This window comes from Mesorhizobium sp. M1A.F.Ca.ET.072.01.1.1 (assembly GCF_004023325.1).
GTDB lineage: Bacteria > Pseudomonadota > Alphaproteobacteria > Rhizobiales > Rhizobiaceae > Mesorhizobium.
In genome coordinates, this window is the sequence record NZ_RZSF01000800.1 from 1 (window position 1) to 390 (window position 390).

The 390-nt window shown below is 63.1% G+C and carries 1 protein-coding gene; it reads left to right on the top strand.

The genetic code is table 11. The features are described 5' to 3' along the window. Nucleotides 1–390: HAD family hydrolase (locus EOA32_RS38110; RefSeq protein WP_128374356.1), on the top strand; the 390-nt coding region annotated here is incomplete at both ends.

Consider the following 390-nt stretch of genomic DNA (forward strand, 5'->3'; position numbering starts at 1 on the left):
GCTCAAGGATGTTGTGGACGCCATGGCCACGGAAGGACTGCGCGTCTTGGGCGTCGCGCGTTCCAGCCATGCTGGCGATCAACTGCCGGACAAGCAGACTGAATTCGAATTTGAATTCTTGGGTCTCGTCGGGCTTGCCGATCCTCTGCGAGCGGAGGTTCCGGACGCGGTGAGCAATTGCCGCTCCGCCGGCATCAGAGTGATCATGATCACCGGGGACTATCCCGCGACAGCCAGAGCTAGCGCCCGCGGGGCCGGGCTCGACTTCAACGATGTCGTCACCGGCGAAGAGCTCAAGGCGCAGGATGACGCAGCCCTGTCGGCGCGCGTGAAGACCGCAACGGTGTTCGCGCGGATCATGCCCGAGCAGAAACTGGCAATCGTCAGAGC